Here is a 17,805-nt window from a genome sequence, read left to right on the forward strand (position 1 = left end):
AGTTCCACCACTTCCTGACGTTCCTGGGCCAGAGTGTTGAACACCACGACAGGGTTCTCCACGCCGCTGGTGTCGACCTTTTCCACAATCCGTGCTGCCGCGGCATCACGCACGGCGGCTGCCACCTTGGCGACGTTCGGGTAATCGATTTTAACATCCTCATACACCCAGTGGATCGATGATCCCGGGATGATGTCGTGGAACTGATTCAAGAGAAGTGTCTTCCACGCACGGTCCATGGCCATCGCTGTGACGTCGCCGTCTTTTTCGGCAATGTGGGCCGGAACATCCCAGACCGGGCGATCATCCGCCGCCACCGGATCCTCGCCGAGCAGGGCACCCGGGTTGACCCGCTGCGCCATCACCTGGAGGAACTCGGCGTCGCGCAGCATCAACTCACATTTCCGGTTCATGTACTTGGTGTAAGCCTGGCTGGTCAGCGTGCCACGGTGCAGTTCGAGGTAAAGTTCGCCTCGCCAGACCGGTGGATCCACCGCGTCCTCCTTGCACTTGTCAAAAAAGTCCAGCACGCTGGTCATTTCCACCTGGGGCACCCCTTCAAAATCCTCCCAGCGCCGGGCCAGCTCAATGTGCTCGAGGCTCGGCCCGCCACCGCCGTCGCCATGGCCGAAGGGCACCAACGCACGGGTCGCGCGGTCGTTTTCCTGGAAGTTGTGCTCGGAGCGTTTCATTTCTGCCGCTGTCATCTGGCAGTTGTAGGTATCCACCGGCGGGAAGTGGGTGAAGATCCGGGAGCCGTCCAGCCCCTCCCAGTAAAACGTGTGATGCGGAAATCTGTTTGTATCACTCCAGGAAATTTTCTGGGTGAGGAACCAGTCGATCCCGGACTTCTGCAGGATCTGGGGAAGGGCCGCGGCGTAGCCGAAGACGTCGGGCAGCCACAGGTCCTTGACCTCGATGCCGAACTCCTCCTGGTAAAAGTTTTTCCCATGGATGAACTGGCGCACCAGCGACTCACCGGAGGTGATGTTGCAGTCGGCCTCGATCCACATACCGCCGACAGTTTCCCACTGGCCTCGTTGGATGGCCACTTTGATGTCCTCGTAGATGCTCGGGTAGTATTGCTTCATCCAGGCATACTGCTGCGGCTGGGAGCAAACGAAGCGGTAGTCCGGGTGGGTTTCCATGTAGCGCAAAGCCGTGGTAAACGTGCGGGCGCACTTGCGGATGGTTTCGCGCAGCGGCCAGACCCAGGCGGTGTCGATGTGGGCGTGTCCCACGGCGGAGATTTTGTGCACGGTGTCTCCATTCTTTTTGGCGAGCACGGGGGCGAGCTCGGCACGGGCCGGAGCGATACAACCGGGGTCGCCGAGGTCGAGCACGTCACAGGTTTTATTCAGGGCCCGCAGGAGTTGGCCGCGGCGTGCTTCGTTTTCGGGAAGCTCCATCATCGCCTGGCGGCAGGCCTCGAAGTCCATCTTCAGTTGGAAGGCCTCCGGGTTGTAGGTTGCAAGCTGTGCCTGCTCCAAATGGAACAAGGGCTCGCTGTCATATTCGGGCATCAAGAGGTCTCCGTCCCCCCAATGCAAGGCACCCACCGGATTGGAGGCAGCCTCCACGTAAAAATCAATTTTCTCACCGCCTTCCGCACTGTCCAGCAATGGCACAGCGGCACGGTTGCGGTTGATGGCGATCACCGGTTTACCATCCATATAAACCAACCCTTCACGACCAAACCCTTCATACTGTGGCCAGCTCAGGTTGATCAAAGCCACTACCGATTGACCATTCCAGCCGGCCGGCACTTCTGCCGTAAAATGAAACCAAACAGTGTCCCACTTCGAGCCCCACTTGTCACCTTCGGCAAAAGGCGCAAAGGATCTCTGGACCGCTTCCTCGTAAGGAATGGGCTCACCTCCAACGGCCATCGCCTCGATGTTCATCGGCGATTTTTCAGGATAGAGAAACGGCTCGATGATGCGTTCACCAGCCACAGCAATACGTTGTTCAAAAACTTTCGGTAACTTTTCCATGTCAGTTGAGGCAAATAATGAGGCTGGGGCACACCGATTTCAACGATGAAGCTACCAGTCCCCCGGAGATACAGCTTTGCCTGACAACACCGCGCCGCCGCCCCCCTTCTTCCAATCTCTCATGAGAGATCTCACTCCTTAAACTGACCCCAACTCCGACGTCCTAAACATCGGACGTTTCCACTTTGAAGGTCCCTCGCGCCACTCAAAACCCGAAGCCTCAAACAGGCAAATCAAAGACCCATCTCCACAACGATGTGCCGCTAACGAGCGAGCAAAGCTTCAACTTTGGCACTGACCTCCTTGGCCAACAACTCAGAACCTTTCGGTAAAAAATGAACATTCACAGGTCGCTGGTGGGTTTTAAGATGAGGTAAGATCGCAGCATATAAATCGTTCACTTCGACCTGATTTGCCTTCATGATCTTCAAAGCGGCAGCATTGTATTTGGCCGCATCTTCAGGGGCCCGATAGGGTGACACCCCGCCGGGGAATGGTGTGGTTGTTGCAAAAATCAGTTTGGCCTCCGTCTTTTTCAACCGCTTCACCAGCTGTTCCATATTACTGGTGTATGTCTTGAGGTCTGCCTGATACGGGTCATCAGGATCATTCGAATTTTGGGCTGTCCCGGCTTTCTTCACCCGCTTCAAATCATGGAGACCAAAATTAAAGTGGATCACATCCCATTGGGTGTCACCAAGCCAGGCATCGATTTTTGCCAGTCCATTTGTAGTCCCCTGACTGTTCCCAGGATTGTGTAACACGTTGGCTTTCCCCTTGAGTTGGGCTCGAACTTTGCCGGTGTAACCAATGGAAATGGAATCCCCGATGATTAAGACCATGGGCAATGCCGGGTCAATCTTTGTCGCCTTCCCGGTTTTCTTTTTTTTACCCTTTTTGTCCAACTCCGCGGATCCTTTTTCAGGGACGTAACCCTTATCAGCCATCACGCTGGAGAAAGGAACCAATAAACACAAGATGAATAATACTGACTGCCTCATAATTCGCTTTGCCATGTTTGATAGTGCATGACCAGATCGCCCAGCACCAGATACCATACAGCCTCTTTCCCCACCCCCTTTCAAGAAAGGACTCATTACCCACAAGAGATAAACGGACAGACGTTTATTCCTGACTATTCGCCATCAATCATGCCAGTACCGTCATCAACATTTCAAGATTTTCCCAATAGGCTTGATGCCTTTTCATCCGATATTCATCTTGCCTTCCGCTAGAGGTTCTCTCTAGCAACCCACAGCGGACTTGCCCCCCGAGTCAAAGCACCCTGCCGAGATCACCATCAAAAAATCCCACCCTGCCGAAGCGGGATGGGATTTCATCGAAGAATAGTGTCACCCCTACTTGCGGCGACGCAAGATCAAAGCAACGCCACCAAGGCCGAGAAGGGCTGCCGAGGTGGGTTCTGGAACTGCGGAGATGTTCACCCCACCGGCACCGTCGTCAACAACCTGGAGAAGTGCATTGTTACCATCCATACCAAATACGACTCGATCGGTATCCAGGTAATTGGCCGTAGCGTCCGCAATATTGGTGTTGCCAATGTTAAAGACCCCCGCAGCAGTCAGGTTGATCGCGCTGCCAGCCGTCCCAATGTAGAAACCTCCGCCTGACGATCCATCGTTTAATCGCACCGTGCCGCCTGCAACATCAATCGTCGCAAGGCCAAAGTCGCCCAAGCTGAAAAAGTTCGCAGACATCGATCCTCCTGAAACGGTGAATGTATTACCGCCGCGAACCGCAACTTCAGAACCCGTGTGAATGAATGAGCCGGACGTCATCACAAACTGTGCTGTATCTGTGCCGGATGCTCCGATTTGCACCCGGTCTGCTGCTGAATTGAATGTGCCACCAGCGATGGTGAAGGTGCCAGACCCATCAAATACAGACCAATGAGTCGTTGATTGTGTCAATACCCCACCGTTAAGGGTTAAATGAGATGACCCCCAACCTGCGCCGAGATCTCCAAGTGCACCCGCATCATAGCTAACAGTGCCGCCGTTAATGACGGCATCATCCGTGCCATCCATTGTTGGCGATGTGCCACCGCTCCATCCAGCATCCGCAACCCCTTCGGTATTCCAGTTGCCGTCTCCGCCACCCCAGGCAATGGTAGATGCCTGTGCCGCACTGATGCCGAGGCTAACCACGGCGAGTGCTGTTATTGTTGCTTTTGTGTTCATTCTATTTTTATATTTGTTAGTTTGGGGTAGATCCTAATCGCTCCGAACGAGGAACGATTCAGGAAATGGGCATGCCACCTCTCTGATGAGATGAAACATCAGCCGGGACGTTTCTTTTCATGGCAAACTCAAGACGATTAAATCATGATTTCAGATGACGGGAAGAGATGATTGATTGTCTCTTCGAGTAACAAGTTGATCGAAGCACCCCCTCCTATGCCGGGTTCGCTCTGACTGATCCCGGACACCCGATCATGCCGCTCCGCCGTCTTCCTGAAGATACGTCCGAGGTTTATAAGCCATCGCAAAAGGAATAAAGACAAGTGAGGTCCCGAACATCAACTTTGTAAAAAACCAGAAATAGGCAGCCCCCTCAAGACGACTTTGACCACCGGCGAAATAGTGTTTATTCAAGGTTCCAAAGCCATGGTCGTCCTCGGTCTCGACCACCTCATCAAGCAAGCCCTGATCTTGTTTCTGTCGGTCGAGCCAGGTTTCATCTTTTTTCTCCTTCTTCGGCTCAATGGTAACCACAACACCCAAATCCCACTTGGTCGTTTGCTCGCTGTCTGGCCCCATGGATGCTACCCGCGCTGATTTGGCATGAAGAATCGTATAACTTAAGGGGTTCCCCCACGGGTCTTCCGGTAAGGCATCCAAAGTCGATGGCAGGGTGCCGTGTTGATCAAAATGCCTCTGGATCTCAGCCAGAGCCTTATCCAGTTGGGGAGTCACTGCGGAGGTCACTTTGTTGTCCTCAAGCACCATATCGTCCACGGTCCCCAACGTTTTATCCATCCCGGCGTGAGGCGTTCCTTCTTCGAGCTTCGGGCGTCCGGCTTGGTTGTATAAGTTGATGCCTGCCGTAAACAAATTACCCATCATCGCCGAGCAAAGGAACACGCCCATGACAAAGGACTTCATCTTTTTGGGGGCCTGCGTGTAGGCAAACTCCAGACAAACAATGGACAGCATGATTTCCGCACAGGTAAAAATCGCATACGCCAGAATCTGCCACCCGATACTGGGGGAACCACCCCGGTCAATCGCTTCTTGAATCAAGGAGATCACCACAAACGAACCCGCCATGGTAAACAGGCCCGCTCCGATTTTACGTAAGGGTGTTACCTTCACCAACTTCCCAACCATCGGGTAAATCACCCAGGTAAATAAAGGAATGAGGATGAGAATCATCACCGGGTTCACCGATTGCATCTGGGCGGCACGAATCTCAACCCCGAACAATTCCCGATCCATTTTATCCGCCTGAAAAACCAGACGGTTGGATGCCTGATCAAATAAACACCAGAACATCGCAGCAAAGGCGAAAAGAGGAATCAACTTACCCAGCGCCACGAGCCCTTCCCGGCTTTTTAGCTCATTAAAAAAGGCTTTTCCCTGTGGTGGCACATGGATGAACTTGTTGCGCCCCATCCAAAAAAACAAAGTCGCTAAAACCATCAAGCCCCCCGGAATGCCAAACGCCCAATGAGGGCCCCATTTATCCAAAACAACAGGAATCGCGAGACCCGAAATGGCGGCCCCGATATTAATGGAAAGGTAGAATATGTTGAAAATCTTACTCAGTAAATGAGAGTTCTTCTTTCCAAACTGGTCGCCCACGTGAGCTGACACACAAGGTTTAATACCGCCGGCCCCCACAGCAATCAAACCAAGCCCCATCACCAACCAGAGCTGCACCACGCCACCCGTGCCCATAAAGGCGAGGCAAAGGTGCCCCAGACAATAGACCAAGGACAAACGGAGGATGGTATTGTATTTCCCCCAGAAAACATCCGATAAAATCGCACCGAGGATGGGTGCAAAATAGACGGCCGAATTAAAAAACGAGGTGTAAGCCGTGGCCTGCTCCTCACTCATGTTCTGTTCGCCCATCACCACCAGGTGAGTGGTCAGAAAAATAGCGAGAACCGCCTTCATTCCATAAAACGAAAAACGCTCGGCTAGCTCGTTGGAAATAATATAGGGGATCCCCTTCGGGTAACCGGTCGTATCAGTAGGAGTGCTTCGGTAGGACATATCTTGAAGGATCTAGGTATGTTAGATATTCTAGGAAGGCTTAATCGTTCAGCAGCTCGATAGTGCGCAGATACCGCGACTGACGGTTGCCCCCCTTGGCTTGACCTTCCTCGGCGAGGTCGAGAGCCGTTTTCCCGGATTTATTTTCAACCGACTTGTCAGCCCCGGCCTTAAGTAAAAGTTCAATCACATCATCATTCCCTCGTGACGCCGCAAGCGTTAAGGCGGTATTCCCCTGCCCTCCGGTGAGGCTGATGTCGGCATTAGCCTTCAGTAATGCCTCGGTCACCAATGGCAACCCACTCCATGAGGCCCACATCAGAGCACTCCAATCGTCTTCATCCACGTGATCAACCGGCGCTCCGTGGCTCACCAAAAGAGGAATCATCGGAGCCCGCTCTTTATCAGTATCCTTGGTCTTCTCCAGTGAGTTAAAATTGACATACGCCGCACGAATCAGCGACGTTCTGCCTATGCCGTCCACCTGAGCCAAGTCGTATTCCTTGGACTCAATCTGCTTTTTGAGCTCGTCGAGCTTCCCCTGATTGATTGAAGTTACCAGCGGGTTATCCTTCACCTCCTTGTCTTTGAGCTGGGAAAAGATGAGGTCCGCCAGCAATACAAACGCCGTCGATGCCGCAAATAAAATGATGCCGTCGATGATAATCGTTTTGATTTTATTCATGATCTTCTCCTTTCTCCGAAGCTTCACTTACCTCCTCCGCCACAGAGCGTGAGGACTCGTCAGTGACAAAGTTACGCAGCAAAATCACCGCCACCGGACTCAACACCGCCAAGCCAAGATAGACTAACCACATAATCTCCGGAGATTCGTAGTAAGTGACATTACCTGTTTCAATCTTGGGCCGGATGCCATCGTAACAATATCTGGAAATCAGAATACCACTAACAAAACCGTTGATCGGTTTGGAAATAAAGGTCGGCAACTCCGCCAGCACCATATAGGAGGTCACCCTGTCTTGAGGGGCGACCGAGGCCACATACTCCATAAACCGCGGGCTGAAAATTAACTCACCGAGAGCAAAGATTAATATCTGGGTCAGGATGATAAAAATATAGGCTTCATTTAAGTCATCAATCCCCGGGAGTGCCAAAAACCAATGAATCGGCAAGGCCAGTAATATCAAGGAAGATGCGGAAACGGCCATCCCTACGATGATTAATTTCAAGGTTGAATAGCGGTTGATGACCGGAATCAGGACAATCAAGCCAACCACAATGATCAGGGGGTTGATCGAGTTGAACAACCCCAATTCAAAATCATTATACATGGTCCGCAGGTAAAACTTGGGCATCACCAGGTACTGGTGTGTAAAGACCAAGCGCACACCAATCGTCAAGGCCAGGAAGAGCAACAACTTCTGGAAGGTTTTCTCTTTCCAGACCTCCATAAAAATTGCCAGCGGGCGCCGGGTTTCCTCATCCGTATTCACTCGCTCACTTTCCTCAGCGTAGTTATTTTCATCCAGCCTCGTCACACAAATGAATGCAAGCACTGACATAGCGAGACCAAAATCGAGGATCGCCAGGTTACCATTGATCGGGCCGAAGCCGTTGGCAAAAAAGTTCACGACCCTTTCAAAGACAAACGAGGGTAACACCGCTGCAAATGAGGGAAACCCTTTACGGAAGCCGTCAATCACCAGAGCCGCAGCAATGATCGCTGCAACATTCATCATCAAATAATAAAAGTTAAACCCTGTCGCCCGATTCTTTTTGGTCGTAAAACGCCGAATCGCCGTCTTGATCACCGGCCCCATAAAGGCACTCCCCAAAGCCATGATGATGATCGCCGTCTTAACAACATACCCAAGGGTATCGCCTGTCACCAACAAGGGGGAAAAACCAAGCATGGCCCTCGCCGTTCCAACCAATCCAAACGCAATGTAAAACGATTTTTTAATCCCGATCGTGTCGCAGATCGACCCCACAGCAAAAGCAAAGGCCGTCACATACAAACTCCAGATTCCGACCCATGCACCCGATGCCACATCGCTGAACCCACAGTTATCCGTAAGGTAAAAGGTCAAAACGGTGATCATTGAAAAAAACGCCAACCCGTCGAAGAACTGGATCGCATTGGTCAACCAGAAGTCCTTGGACGCAGTCTTCAGGATCTTGAACTCCGCAAAATAATCGGTGACAGCTTTAATCATAAATAAGAAGTGGCTCTTTGAGGCCTTGTCATCATCAATCTCGCGACGCTCAAGTCGAGAAATAATCGCAAGGATACACCGGTCACCTTAGGTGACAGATTATCTCAAACAGATCCAAGTGATCTTCAGTAAAACCAAAAGGTCACACCTCCATCCTAACCAGAATACGTGGCTAGAATCCCTGAAGAGGACAAGCTTACAGGCATGCCTACTTCTTGTTTTTTCTCCATTTTTTACCTCCTGCCCCACCAGTGGTTCTGCCGGCATTCGATTGGTTTTCATTGCCAGGAACATCACCTCTGCCCAGCGACTCCAACACACCATGCTTTTCTTTCAAATCGGCAACCATGTTTCGCGTTTCCTCATCTACTAACAATTCCCAATCCTTGCCGTGTGAGACAATGGGAACTCCGGGGATTGATGAACCGGTCGGACGCTGACCGGAACCTCGCTGCAGGTAATCGCCAAGCTCAGCTCGCATTTTCATTGCCTCCTCGATTAAGGTCTTGCGCACTTCGGGCATGTTCACGCTCTTTCTTGATGTCTCGGATTGCGGCTGCTTCAAATCGACAAGCATGGGAGACTGGAGAGCCCCAAAAGCTTTGGTCTTTTCCCAAAAAGGAAGTGAGTCGAGCGTGCGAGGTAAATGCAGTTTCCATTGCCCCATCCTCACCGCCTGCAAACTTCCCGCATTGTAGTAAAAAAATGGAGCACTCGAACTGCGGGCAATAGGTTCGTTTCTAAACAAGGGAGTCAGAGTTACCCCATCATAGACGCGGTCGCTTGGCATGCTGGCACCCATGAGTTCGGTCAGTGTTGGAAACAGATCCATCGCAACCACGGGGGTGTCCGACACTTTTGCAGGAACCTTACCCGGCCAGCAGAGAATCAAAGGAACCCGATGCCCCCCTTCGAGAGTGGTGTACTTTGTGCCACGGTATGGAGCTGAATATTTCGGTGAAACCGGGCCATTATCCGAGCTAAAAATCACAAGTGTGTTATCTGAGATGCCAGCCTCTTCGAGAGCGTGGATCACTTCGCCAATGCCCCAGTCCAACTCTTGCATCACGTCGCCTCTCATTCCGTCTTTCGATGATCCACGCCACTTTGCCCCAGCCTTATACGGTGTGTGCGGGTAGTTATGTGCTAGATAAAGAAAGAAGGGCTCCTCCTTATTTTCCTTAATCACCTTTACAGCGCGTGCTGTGTAGAGTTCGGTCAGTCGATCCAGCGGAGCATCATCAAAGAGCACCTCGTCCTCATCCCAAAAACGGGCATCTAAACGTTTGCTATAGTTGCAAGGAAGGCCGTAATAGCTATCAAACCCATGCTTTTTCGGATGAAACATCGCTTGGGTGCCAAGGTGCCACTTCCCGATCATAAAGGTCTTGTATCCCACCGATTTAAATTGCTCAGCAATAGTGATTTCTTCAGGGTTTAGTCCGAGAAACCAATGCGGCATGCGCGTATAGTTGATACCCATATAGGTCCCGGCACGCTGAGGATATGCACCGGTCAAAAAGGCGGCCCGAGAAGGAGAGCAAATGTTTGCACCGGTGTGAAAGTCAGTGAATCGCATGCCCATTTGCGCCATCTTGTCTAGATGCGGCGTTTTGACTTTTTTAGCCCCATAGCAACTCAAATCAGAGTAGCCTAGATCATCCGTAAGAATAAAAATAACATTCGGCTTCCTCGCCTGAAGGCCATCCCCTGCGGCGGAACCAGCAAGGGGCCAGGCACAACAAGCTAACAAAAATAAGAATCGAATCCCTGATCGCATTGGAATCATATAAGTAAGACACCCAGACATCACCTCTACTTCTTAACCCTGCTCTTCTTTTTTCGCTGAGGTGCAGCCTTGTTCCCGGGAGCGACCCAGCCCAAGCGAGGAACGTCGGCAATCTGTTTGCGGTGTCGGTCCACGGTCTGCTGAAGCTGCTTGACGAGCTCGGGGTGCTTTCTCGCCAAATTGGTACTTTGTCCGAGATCGTTTTCGAGATCATAAAGCTGCACTCTAGGAGCATCAGCCTTCCACTGCCCCTTTTCGACATTACTATTCGCTTGTTTGGTATGGGCTAAAGCCGCGACACCACCGGTTAAATGATGCCCCCATTTTGCGCTGAATCCACCGGGGCCGGGAGCCGGCAAATAGAGCCATTTTTTGGTTCGCACTGAAATATGATTGGAACTATTCGACAGCACGATCAGATCTTTACGAAGCGGCTTTTCATTTCGACCCAGAAATTCATCCAGTTGGCTAATGCTGTCGACCCCCGTTGGGGCCGTCTGTCCTATGATCTCAGCAAATGTCGCCAGCAGGTCAATCTGACTAACAAGGTTGTTTGTTTCTGATCCAGCAGGAACCTTACCTGGCCATTTCACGATGAACGGGACACGGTGACCGCCTTCCCATGCTCCGAACTTATATCCTAGCAGGTCTCCATTGAGTCGGTGCCCAGCTGTCCACGCTTTTTGCCCGGTCATATTGAGCATCCCTCCGTTGTCGGAGGTAAAAATGACCAGAGTCTCACGCCCATTTGCTTTGCCTCGTGCTTCAGCGGCTTTCACCACTTCTCCCACAATCCAGTCGAGCTCATGGACAAAGTCTCCATAGGCACCGCACTGACTGGTCCCCTGAAATCGCTCAGCCGGAGTGAAGGGGTGATGGATATTGGTAGTCATCAGACAGAGAAAAAACGGCTTATCATCCTGCATGTTGATCCACTTGAGTGATTGTTCGGCAAGCTTGGTCCCAATGCGAAAATCATCGTATAGTTCATGCGCCTTTTTTCCCCCGCTGAATCTTTTATCCCCCCCTTTCTCGGGGAGTTTTTTGGCGTAGTTCGGTTTACCTCCTCGTTTGATCGGATCATTGGGGTCCAAACCGACAACCAAGCCATTTTCGGCGAAGACAAAGGGAGGTCCGGAGTTTACCGTCGGAACAATGAAGCTGTAACCAAAACCTACCTCCTTGGGACCGGGGACGAGCGGCTTGTTGTAATCAGCCACACCTTGAGTCAAGCCTAGGTGCCACTTGCCAATGATCGCCGTCCTGTAACCCGCCTCCTGTAGCAGGCTGCCAATGGTCGCCTGATCCGTCGGTATGACCAAGTGCTGATCCGAACCAAGCGGCCCCCATAAATTTACTCTGGACGGATAGATTCCGGTCATCAACCCAAACCGCGAGGGCGAACACACAGCCGAACTCGAGTGAGCATCGGTGAAGCGTCGACCGTCTGCTGCAAGTCGGTCAATATTTGGAGTCTGGATCTTGCTTGCCCCATAACAAGACACATCACCATAGCCAAGGTCATCGGCATTGATCAGAACAATATTAGGTGCTTGCTTCGCCGATACAGAGACGGCAAAGAAAAAACCAAAGCTGAGTAGTTGGATAGATTTCATCATGTTCTTAATTCTTTTAAAACCCCAGGCTCATGGATTGCTGGGCATTGCGTTTATTGATTCGTTTACTTCCCCTCGATCCCACGGCCAAAATAATCATCCTTCCCTAGAGCCCGGGCATTCTCACCACGATATCCACCATCACCCAGGTCTTTTCGCATATGGGCAATCCGCTTCATCAGTCTGGCGACCACTTCGGGATGATCCGAAGCCACATTTTTTGATTCAGCGACATCGCTCTCCAGATCATACAGCGTCACTTCCTCTATAAAAGGGCGGTTCTCCGGGCGCATATGAACCCTCCATTTTTTTCCTAAACCCTGACGGTGACTTTGAGTATGTGGAACATGAAGTTTCCATTTCCCCACTCGAACCGCACGTAGAAACTTATGCTGGTAAAAGAAAAAGGATCGATCCTTCTCCTTTGCTTCGCCATGAAGGAATGCACTCATATCCACCCCGTCAATGACCCGGTCTGTTGGCACCTCGGCACCGGCCAGAGCGGCAAAGGTTGGCAGCAAATCAATGGTCGCCGCCAACTGGGAGCTTTGTCTACCCGGTTTGATGTTTCCAGGAGCTCGGATCACACAGGGGACTCGCAGCCCCCCTTCATAGGTGGTACATTTTTCCCCGCGCAAGGGCTCGGCGTGCCCTCCATGATCTTTCTTGACCCACCATGGGCCATTGTCGCTGGTAAAAACCACGTAGGTGTTTTCGTCGAGCCCCGATTTCTTCACGTGATCAAGCACGCGCCCCACATGATGATCGATTTCTTCAATCACATCCCCGTAGAGTCCGGCTTTTGATTTCCCCTTAAATTGCGTGGAAACGGCCAGCTTGGTATGAGGCATCGTATGCGCAAGGTAGAGAAAAAAAGGTCCTTCTTTATGACGATCAATGAACTGGATCGCTTCATTGGTATAACGTCGGGTCAGGGTGGACAGGTCAGCCTTTCGCTCGATCAATTGATCATCACGCAAGAGATTGACGAAGGCATCATTACTGCCCGGTGTCCAGAAACTCTCATCGAACCCTTGCTTTCCAGGACGTAGATTCATGTCAAATTTTGTCTGGCTGTGGCCTGCCAAATCCCACTTCCCAACCATCCCTGTGGCATAACCGGCAGACTTCAACACTTCGGCCATCGTGATTTCCGCGAGTGCTAATTTAGGGTGCGGAACCTCACCCTTATCCCTGCGGGCGTTACGAAAAGGATAACACCCGGTCATCAGGGCTGCACGTGAAGGCCCACAAACCGTCTGCGCATAGAAATCAGTGAGCATCATCCCCTCTTTGGCCATTTGGTCGATTCGAGGGGTCTTGATATCCGGCGAACCAAAACATCCCAAATCCTGGTATCCCTGATCATCAGTAAAGATGATAATGAGATTGGGCTTACGCGCATCGTCCCCCTGAGCCGAAACCAAAACCATCGGGAGTATGGTCAAAAGAAAACGAAATAGTCTTAGTGGTGACAACACCATCGTTGCATGAGTCATAATCGTGATCAATCTGTAATTCGGTTTGTCATAGTTCGACATCAATTGAACCTCAATGGTTCCCCTTGTCAAACAATGTTTTAATATAATACATCGTATGCGCCCACAAAATAACAGCGATTTTACAAAAAGTGGATCATTGAAGGCTGACGAGCCCGAATCACTTCTATACCAAGTAGCAAAACAGACGGGACGATTGCCGAGATAAATTTCTGTTTTGGCAAGGCGCGACGATGGAATGGTGCGGGCACCATGACTGAGGAGAAACGCAGCCAGAACAGAAATTTATCCGGAACTCTGGTAGACCACGAAGTGCATTTCCTCACAGCCTTAAAACTTTCAATCGTCTCGTCTGTTTTGCGGAGTGGTATTATACAAAACAGAGAACCCTTTTGGCATGCCGCTCCCATACCCGCATCTCCGGTTCAACGGTAGATCGCCCTCAATAAGCTTCACCACTGGAATCATCTGCAAAAAATCTCACCTTTCATCCCTTGCCACGATCATCACGCAGGGACATATTCCTTAAAACTTCTTTCCTGAAAAAACGCCGATCATTTGCAAGTTTGCGAATGCCCTTAAGGTAATACATCCACACCATCACCCCACTCATGAAGACCGTATTTACGCCGCCCCACGACCTACGCCGCCCTTTCTTACTTGCCTGCAGTCTGATCGGATTGAACCTGCCCCCATTACTCGCCACCGAAGGAGTCGGAGCCATCAACGAAAACGATTCCAACACCGAGAAATTCAGAGTGGTCTGGGTAGCGGACCCCAGCACCGAGGCTATCGTCAGCTGGAAACAAACCCAGGGAGCCCCGGGTATCGTCCACTACGGCAAAACCGATAACCAACGCAAACACCACCTCTACCCGAACTCAATCACCCCTCACCGAGCCGAAACCGTCGCAGGTGGCCAAAACTGCTTCGCCCGCCTGAAAAACCTCAGCCCGGACACCCAGTATTTTTTCTGCATCAAGGACAAAGCAGGCGTCAGTCGTAGGCTGAAATTCCAAACCGCACCCGCCACGCCCCAAGCCTTCACCTTCATCGCCGGGGGAGACTCCAGAAACAATCGCAAGGTCCGCACCGAATTGAACACCATTGCCTCACGCCTCAAGCCTCTGTTCATTGCCTTCACCGGAGACATGGTGTCCACCGACAGCGATCAACGCTGGGACGCCTGGTTTGACGACTGGCAACATGTCATCTCTGATGACGGCACCATCATCCCCATCATCCCCCACCGCGGAAACCACGAAAGGCAAAAAGACAGCATCCACAAAGTCTTTGATTCCCCTAAAGATGTCTATTTTGCCCTCAACATCGGAGGAAACTTACTCCGATACTACACACTCAACAGCATGCTCCCGGCCAACGGAGAGCAGGGAAAATGGCTGGACAAGGACCTGTCAATCCACACGGCTAAGGTCACGCACACGATTGCCGGATACCACCACCCGATGCGCCCCCATGTCTCCAAAAAGAAAGAAGGTGACAACCCCTACCACTGGGCCCCCATCTTTTACCGTCACGGGCTGACGCTCGCCATCGAATCCGACTCCCACTGCATGAAGCGCACCCTGCCAATCAAGCCGGATGTAAATGGCGACGAGGGCTTCAGCATCGCTCGAAACGACCCCAAGGCTCAAGTCTATATCGGAGAAGGCTGCTGGGGCGCTCCACTGCGTGGCGCTGACGACGCCAAATCCTGGACGCTCGACTGCGACAAGTTCAATGGTTTCGACTGGATCCACGTCACCCCTGAAAAAATCGAAATCAAAACCATTCGCAACGCCTCTACCGGAGCACTCAAGGTCAAGCCCATCGACCCCTCAGAGCCGTTCTCCACCCCCGAAGGTCTGGAACTCTGGCAAGCCAAGGGCGGAGAAGTGCTGACCATTCCGGCGAAACGCTAAAAAAATCCAAACGCCCCCCCGGATGAGCAAAGCCGTAAACATCACATCCCATCTGCTGCATGGCCCATGGGCCGGCAAGCATGAAGGATGCTGGAAAAGCCGCTTTCCCAATGTCTGGCTTGCTGTGCTCCAGCTCTGCACCACGCTTACCCTCCTTTCCCGTGGTTGGCTGATGTTTCGCTGGGACAGCCATATCCGGGGCCTCTGCTGGAACGAAGAGTTGCTGACGCCGTGGATCGAACAATACACGGACTCCAGCTGGGATGATTATGCCCTTCATTCCGATCCCTATATCACCAGCAGCATCGAATGGCTGGGGATCACACTCATGATCATCAGTGGTCTCTGTCTACTTCTCCGTGTTCCCAAATTGGCATGGCTGAAATGGAGCCTCGTCCCCGCTTTCCTCATCATGACCCTGGACGCCTTTGGCAATCTTGCAGACAAAGATTACGACGCGGCGATGGCGATGGAATACGCCTTGCAAGTGGGCACCCCACTGGCCCTGCTCATGGCACTGACACGACACAAGTGGAATAGAACCTGGGGCTGGATCGTCAGCCTGTTGGCTGCCTCCTGCTTCCTTGGCCACGGACTCTACGCCGCAGGGCACTTCCCGCTCCCTTGGAGTTTCCAGACAATGAGCATGACCATCCTTCGCGTTGATGAGGAGCAGGCGAAAGCATTCCTCTACCTTGCAGGCGTGCTCGATTTCATCGTAGCCGCAGCCATTCTGATTCCTGCGCTACGGAGACCCGCACTATACTACATGATCCTATGGGGAGGTGTGACCAGCCTGGCCAGAGTGCTGGCCCACTATAACCCGGCCCTGAAATACAACGGTCTCGACCCTTGGGTAGCTGAAATGCTCGTTCGGTCTTCCCACTGGCTCCTCCCACTCCTCATACTCGCCTTGTTACCGTCTTATACCAAGCAGTCAAACAGACGGGACGATAGCCGAGATGAATGAGTTCTTTGGTAAGGCGCGACGAAGGAATGGTGCGGGCACCATGACTAAGGAGAAACAAAGCCAAAGGAGTCATTCATCCGGAACTCTCATGGATCACGCAGTGCTTTTCCAAATACCTCAAGAACGATCAATCGTCTCGTCTGTTTTGCGGAGTGGTATTATCAGAGAGAACGCGATCACGACCCATCAACGCAATAAGTGAGCCCCATCAAGCTGAGCAGCGAACGGCCGAATCATCGACCGTTCCGGGGAGGGACCTGTTCAGTCGCGGGTATTTCATTTCGTAACAGGCTGCCTACTTTACCTGTGAGCCAAAGGTAGTGATCGCTCGGAAACCCTTGATAGGTCAGAAAACGACTCTCACCCTGCGGTGGCTTGTTGGAACACTTGAAAATCGCCGTGCCCTCATCGATTTCATCGAACATCGCCACGTAGAGCATCTCTGCGCCCGCCTGTTTGAAAGACCTTGCCTGTGACCACAAAAACTGCCCTCCAAGCCGTGGAATCTGATCCAGCTTTGCACCTCTGCCTCGGGCCTTCTGCAGGTTCTGCCAACTGAATCCAGGAAAGACCACGGGAAGATAATCGAGCCGGTTCTTCTTCACCCAATCGATATCGGGCCGAACCATCGATTCCGCATGGAGCTTCGCTTGTTGCGGAGTCCGGTATCTTCCAACCGTCCACGGGCTCACAATGTCAGCCTGCGAGAGGATCCGGTGTAGCTTCTCATCCTGAACCGAGTCTCGACTCAAATTTCTCCAATGGGTAGGCACCCCAAGCATGACCGCATTTCCACCGTATCGTTTGTCGGTTTTGAGAAAATTCACCAACTTCTCACACTCCGACAGGGTGTATTTCCGATCATCACTGAAGCCCACCCCCCAGACAGCAACCACGGGCTTCCCCTTATGACGCTGGTACGACTTATCCCCGGTGATCTTCATCCTGTCGATGAGCTGTTTCCAATCTTCAATCACCAACTTGTCGATCTCCCCGGGCTGAAGCCCCGAGAGATCATACATCATCGCCCAGCTCCTACCATGCAGGTTGGCGCCGGCCTGCACATTCGCCGTGACCACATTCCGGTGATGAAGACTCTTCGCTTGCCTAAGGGCTGAACCAAAACGCTGCAAAAAAACACCATCGATTTTATACTCCTTCATCCACTTAAAATGCCTCAACACCGTGTTGCGCTTATACGAGCTAAAAACATAAGCCGTATCTCCATTGGGATGATGAAAGCGGGTTGCAAACTTCTCGTCTGCTGCCAACTCTCGAACATCCGGCCATAGATCAATCGTACAATGGCCAGGCTCGAAAACCTTGTGCCCGTTGTGCCCCCTGTGACCTGTCCCATAATGAACCCACCCTCTACCAGAGCCATCTCCCTTGGCTGAAAACCACCCTTGATAACCACACATCACCTTACCCTTGAGGGTGGTCACATCCACCCCGGCATGATGCTCGCCAGTATACGGCTGCATCCGATCCAGAACCTCCTGGCGGGTTTCGCCACCCTGCCCCTGAACCACAATCGGAAAAAATCCAAACAACAGCCCAAGTTTGAATACCACTCTCAGCCGATCCTTCATTTCCC

The 17,805-nt window shown here is 52.0% G+C and carries 12 protein-coding genes; 2 read left to right on the top strand and 10 right to left on the bottom strand.

The genetic code is table 11. The features are described from left to right. From HW115_RS10205 to HW115_RS10245, 9 genes are all read right to left on the bottom strand, one after another. A partial coding sequence (locus tag HW115_RS10205; protein ID WP_178932578.1) for an alpha-mannosidase occupies positions 1-1,994 on the bottom strand: 1,994 nt, incomplete at its 3' end. Between the two features lie 263 nt (positions 1,995-2,257). After that, on the bottom strand, positions 2,258-3,010 hold the full coding sequence (locus tag HW115_RS10210) for an SGNH/GDSL hydrolase family protein (protein ID WP_227021423.1): 753 nt from the start codon (positions 3,008-3,010) through the stop codon (positions 2,258-2,260). Between the two features lie 342 nt (positions 3,011-3,352). Next, positions 3,353-4,195, bottom strand: a complete 843-nt coding sequence (locus HW115_RS10215) for a PEP-CTERM sorting domain-containing protein (protein ID WP_178932580.1) — start codon at positions 4,193-4,195, stop codon at positions 3,353-3,355. 252 nt (positions 4,196-4,447) lie between these two features. Continuing rightward, a complete protein-coding gene (locus tag HW115_RS10220) occupies positions 4,448-6,235 on the bottom strand; it encodes a POT family MFS transporter (RefSeq protein WP_178932582.1) in 1,788 nt (595 codons plus the stop codon). A 40-nt stretch (positions 6,236-6,275) separates the two neighbouring features. Beyond that, positions 6,276-6,920: an ankyrin repeat domain-containing protein gene (locus HW115_RS10225; RefSeq protein WP_178932585.1), complete on the bottom strand. Its 645-nt coding sequence runs from the start codon at positions 6,918-6,920 to the stop codon at positions 6,276-6,278. Continuing rightward, on the bottom strand, positions 6,913-8,412 hold the full coding sequence (locus tag HW115_RS10230) for an MFS transporter (RefSeq protein WP_178932587.1): 1,500 nt from the start codon (positions 8,410-8,412) through the stop codon (positions 6,913-6,915). Before HW115_RS10230 ends, HW115_RS10225 begins: the two co-directional genes overlap by 8 nt. 208 nt (positions 8,413-8,620) lie before the next feature. After that, the gene (locus tag HW115_RS10235) at positions 8,621-10,165 is read right to left on the bottom strand and encodes a sulfatase family protein (protein WP_343219699.1); all 1,545 of its coding nucleotides are present in this window, start codon (positions 10,163-10,165) and stop codon (positions 8,621-8,623) included. 62 nt (positions 10,166-10,227) lie between these two features. Further along, on the bottom strand, positions 10,228-11,820 hold the full coding sequence (locus tag HW115_RS10240) for a sulfatase family protein (RefSeq protein WP_227021424.1): 1,593 nt from the start codon (positions 11,818-11,820) through the stop codon (positions 10,228-10,230). Positions 11,821-11,882: 62 nt separating this feature from the next. Beyond that, the gene (locus HW115_RS10245) at positions 11,883-13,265 is read right to left on the bottom strand and encodes a sulfatase-like hydrolase/transferase (RefSeq protein WP_227021425.1); all 1,383 of its coding nucleotides are present in this window, start codon (positions 13,263-13,265) and stop codon (positions 11,883-11,885) included. A 662-nt stretch (positions 13,266-13,927) separates the two neighbouring features. Between HW115_RS10245 and HW115_RS10250 the strand changes: the two genes are divergently transcribed. Together HW115_RS10250 and HW115_RS10255 are read left to right on the top strand one after the other, a co-directional pair. Continuing rightward, positions 13,928-15,238: a purple acid phosphatase family protein gene (locus tag HW115_RS10250; protein ID WP_178932589.1), complete on the top strand. Its 1,311-nt coding sequence runs from the start codon at positions 13,928-13,930 to the stop codon at positions 15,236-15,238. 22 nt (positions 15,239-15,260) lie between these two features. Next, on the top strand, positions 15,261-16,208 hold the full coding sequence (locus tag HW115_RS10255; RefSeq protein ID WP_178932591.1) for a hypothetical protein: 948 nt from the start codon (positions 15,261-15,263) through the stop codon (positions 16,206-16,208). Positions 16,209-16,441: 233 nt separating this feature from the next. Here HW115_RS10255 and HW115_RS10260 read toward each other — a convergent pair whose 3' ends face one another. Further along, the gene (locus HW115_RS10260; protein ID WP_227021426.1) at positions 16,442-17,800 is read right to left on the bottom strand and encodes a glycoside hydrolase family 99 protein; all 1,359 of its coding nucleotides are present in this window, start codon (positions 17,798-17,800) and stop codon (positions 16,442-16,444) included. Between the last annotated feature and the right edge of the window lie 5 nt (positions 17,801-17,805).

This window comes from Oceaniferula marina, assembly GCF_013391475.1.
GTDB classification, from domain to species: Bacteria; Verrucomicrobiota; Verrucomicrobiia; order Verrucomicrobiales; family Akkermansiaceae; genus Oceaniferula; species Oceaniferula marina.